Consider the following 4,310-nt stretch of genomic DNA (forward strand, 5'->3'; position numbering starts at 1 on the left):
ACGGCGGAGTATTTGAACTCTGGGATTTTGCCGTAGGGGTCGAGGGCGGCGTTTGTGAGGATGTTGGCGGCGGCTTCGACATAGGCGAAGGGCAAAAACACCATGTCGGGCGAGACCGCGCGGTCGGCGCGGGCCATGACCTCGACCTCGCCGCGGCGGGTGATCAGGCGGACCATGCCACCCGGCTCCACACCCAAATCCCGCAGGGTCGCGGGGTGCAGCGAGCAGTTCGCCTCGGGCTCGACCGCGTCCAGCACCGTCGCGCGGCGGGTCATCGAGCCGGTATGCCAATGCTCCAGCTGGCGGCCTGTGGTCAGCACCATCGGGAAGCGCTCGTCCGGGACCTCGGCGGGTGGGGTCACCCTTGCGGGCGCAAAGCGCGCACGACCCGCCCGGCGCGGGAAGCCATCGGCGAACACCACCGCCTGACCGGGGTCCTCGGGGCTGTTGCACGGATAGGTGATGGCGCTTTCGCGCTCCAGCCGTTTCCACGTGATGTGATGCAGGCTGCGCATCGACATCTTCATCTCGTCGAAGACCTCGCGCGGGTCGTCATAGTCCCAATCCAGACCGACGCGGCGGGCCATCTCGACGATGACCTCCCAATCCTCGCGCGCCTCGCCCGGGGCTTGGGCGGCCTTGCGGGTGATCTGCACCTGACGGTTGGTGTTGGTCACGGTCCCGGATTTCTCGGGCAGGGCGGCGGCGGGCAGGATCACGTCGGCATAGTTCGCCGTCTCGGTCAAAAAGATGTCCTGCACGACGAGATGATCGAGCGCGGCCAAGGCCTTGCGCGCGTGGTCCACATCCGGGTCGGACATGGCGGGGTTTTCGCCCAGGATATACATCCCCTTGATCTCGCCCCGATACACCCGATCCATGATCTCGACCACGGTCAGGCCCTTTTCGGCCTCGATTTCCGTGCCGCGCCAGATGTGCTTGAAGAGCGAGCGCACCTCGCCATCGGTGACGCTTTGGTAGTCGGGCAGGAACATCGGGATCAGGCCCGCATCGCTGGCCCCCTGCACGTTGTTCTGGCCGCGCAGTGGGTGCAGGCCGGAGCCGGGCTTGCCGACATTGCCGGTCAAGAGCGCGAGCGCGATCAGGCAGCGGGCGTTGTCGGTGCCGTGGATGTGCTGGCTGACGCCCATCCCCCAGAAGATCATCCCCGCCTCGGCATTGGCAAAGGTGCGCGCCACGCGGCGGATCTGCTCGGCCTCGATGCCGCAGAGTTCACTCATCCGTTCCGGCGTAAACGCCCGGATATGCTCGCGGAATTCAAAGAACCCCTCGGTGAAGCCCTCGATATAGGTGCGGTCATACAGCTTTTCCTCGACGATCACGTTCATGATCGCGTTCAGAAGGGCGACGTCCGTGCCGGGGCGGAACTGCATCATCTCGGCGGCGTGCCGCTTCATCGCGGTGCCGCGCGGGTCCATGATGATCAGCTTGCCGCCGCGCTTGGTGAACTGCTTGAAGAAGGTCGCGGCGACGGGGTGGTTTTCGGTCGGGTTGGCGCCGATCACGATCGCCACATCGGCATTCTCGATCTCGTTGAAGGTCGCGGTCACGGCGCCTGAACCCACGTTTTCCATCAAGGCCGCCACCGACGAGGCATGGCACAGCCGCGTGCAGTGGTCGACATTGTTGTGGCCAAAGCCCTGACGGATGAACTTCTGGAACAGATACGCCTCTTCGTTGGTGCATTTGGCGCTGCCAAAGCCCGCCACCGATTGCCCGCCAAAGAAGCTGCGCAGATCGGCCAGACCGTGCGCCGCCTTGTCCAGCGCCTCTTCCCAGGTTGCCTCGCGGAAGTGCGTCCAGGGGTTCGACGGGTCGACATTCAGGCCCTTTTCCGGCGCATCCTCGCGGCGGATCAGCGGCTTGGTCAGGCGGTGCGGGTGGTGGATGTAGTCAAAGCCGAACCGCCCCTTGACGCACAACCGCCCCTCGTTCGCGGGGCCGTTGATGCCGTCGACCTGCTTGATCTTGCCATCCTTCAGCTTGATCGAGACCTGACAGCCGACACCGCAGAACGGGCAGACGCTTTTGACCTCTTCGTCGAAGTCCTTGCTGTTGCCCTTTTGCTCGGCATCCACCGCCGTTGCGGGCATCAAGGCGCCGGTCGGGCAGGCCTGCACGCATTCGCCGCAGGCCACGCAGGACGACTCGCCCATCGGGTCGTCAAAATCGAAGACCGGGAAGGCATCATGCCCGCGCCCGCCCATGCCGATCACGTCATTGACCTGCACCTCGCGGCAGGCGCGCACGCACAGACCACACTGGATGCAGGCATCCAGATTGACGCGCATCGCGACGTGGCTGTCATCGAGCAGCGGGATGCGCTCGGCCTCCATCGTCGGGAAGCGGCTGTCGCTGACGCCCTGCGCATCGGCCATGTCCCACAGGTGGGAGCCCGCGTCGTGGGCCGCGTCGCGCTCCGGCTGGTCGGCCAGCAGCAGTTCCATGACCAGCGCGCGGGCCTTGGTGGCGCGATCCGAGTCGGTCTTGACCACCATCCCCTTGGACGGGTTGCGGCAGCAGCTTGCCGCCAAGGTGCGCTCGCCGTCGATTTCCACGACGCAGGCGCGGCAATTGCCATCCGGGCGATAGCCCTTCTGGTCCTTGTGGCACAGATGCGGGATGGTCTTGCCGTGGCGTTTCGCGACTTCCCAGATGGTCTCGCCGGGCTGGGCCGCGACCGCTTCGTCATCGAGGGTAAAGATCGTCAGATCGGGCAGGTTTCCGTCGGCCATGGCTCAGACCTCCTCGCCAAAATGTTTCATCACCAGCCGGATCGGGTTCGGCGCCGCCTGCCCCAGACCGCAGATCGAGGCATCGCCCATGACCTGGCACAGATCTTCGAGCAGCTCACCGTCCCACTTGTCCGCCTGCATCAGCTTGACCGCCTTTTCGCAGCCGACCCGGCAAGGGGTGCATTGCCCGCAGGACTCGCTTTCAAAGAAGCGCAGCATGTTCAGCGCCGCATCCCGCGCGCGGTCCTGATCGGACAGCACCACCACCGCCGCCGAGCCGATGAACGTCCCATGCGGTTGCAGCGTGTCGAAGTCGAGCGGCACGTCATGCATCGACGCGGGCAACAGGCCCGAGGACGGCCCACCGGGCTGATACGCCTTGAAGACATGCCCCTGCGCCATGCCACCGGCGGCCTCGATGATGTCGGTGATGGTCGAGCCGGCGGGCAGCAGGTACACACCCGGCTGCGCCACCCGCCCCGAGACCGAGTAGGAGCGCAGACCCGTGCGGCCGTTCTTCTCGGTGGTGTTCAGCACCTCCGGCCCCTCGCGCACGATGCGGGCCACCCAGTGCAGCGTCTCGATATTGTGGACCAGCGTCGGGCGGTTGAAGACCCCCACCTGCGCCACATAGGGCGGGCGCAGACGCGGGATGCCGCGCTTGCCCTCGATCGACTCGATCATCGCGGATTCTTCGCCGCAGATATAGGCCCCTGCCCCGCGGCGCAGGTCGATATAGCCGGGTTCGACGATGCCTGCGGCCTCAAGGGCGGCGATCTCCGTCGCCAGCAGCTTCAGCACGGCGGGGTATTCGTCGCGCATATACAGGAAACACTTCTCCGCCTCGACGGCCCAGGCCGCGATCAGCATCCCCTCCAGCATCAGGTGCGGCGTGCGCTCCAGCCAGTAGCGGTCCTTGAAGGTGCCAGGCTCGCCCTCATCCCCGTTCACCGCCAGGTAGCGCGGGCCGGGATTGGCCCGGACGAAGCCCCATTTCTTGCCCGACGGAAAGCCCGCCCCGCCCAGACCGCGCAGACCGGCCTGAAGCACGGTGTCCTGCACCGCTTCCCAGTCGCCGCTTGCGCGCAGGTCCAGCAGACGGTCATAGCCGCCGGTCGCACGATAGGCGTCGAAGCCCTCATAATCCGGCATGACCGGGTGCAAATCGCCGCCATCGATCACCGCCTGGATGGTCTCGGGCGTGGCGTTGTCCACATGGCGATGGCCGACCTCGACCACCGGCGCGGTGTCGCAGCGGCCCATGCAGGGCGCGCGCAGCACACGGACTTTCGCCGGGTCATGCCCCGCTTCCACAGCCGCCAGCAGCGCCTCGGACCCGGCCAGCTCGCAGGACAGCGAGTCACAGACGCGGATGGTCAGATCCGGCGGCGGCGTCTCGCCCTCGCGCACGGGATCGAAATGCGCGTAGAAGGTCGCGACCTCCCAGACCTCGGCCATGGACAGGCGCATCTCCTCGGACAGGGCGCGCAGATGGGCGGCGGAGAGATGCCCGTATGCGTCCTGAATGAGGTGAAGGAACTCGATCAGCAGATC

General features: G+C 66.2%; 2 protein-coding genes. Both read right to left on the reverse strand.

Annotation, left to right across the window (positions count from 1 at the left end; genetic code table 11):
• Positions 1-2,756: formate dehydrogenase subunit alpha (gene fdhF, locus D8Z78_RS24210; RefSeq protein WP_121634710.1), on the reverse strand; the 2,756-nt coding region annotated here is incomplete at its 3' end.
• Between the two features lie 3 nt (positions 2,757-2,759).
• On the reverse strand, positions 2,760-4,310 hold a 1,551-nt coding region (locus D8Z78_RS24215), incomplete at its 5' end, for an NAD(P)H-dependent oxidoreductase subunit E (protein ID WP_121634709.1).

Source organism: Tropicibacter alexandrii (genome assembly GCF_003667315.2).
In the GTDB taxonomy this organism is placed as follows: Bacteria; Pseudomonadota; Alphaproteobacteria; order Rhodobacterales; family Rhodobacteraceae; genus Tropicibacter; species Tropicibacter alexandrii.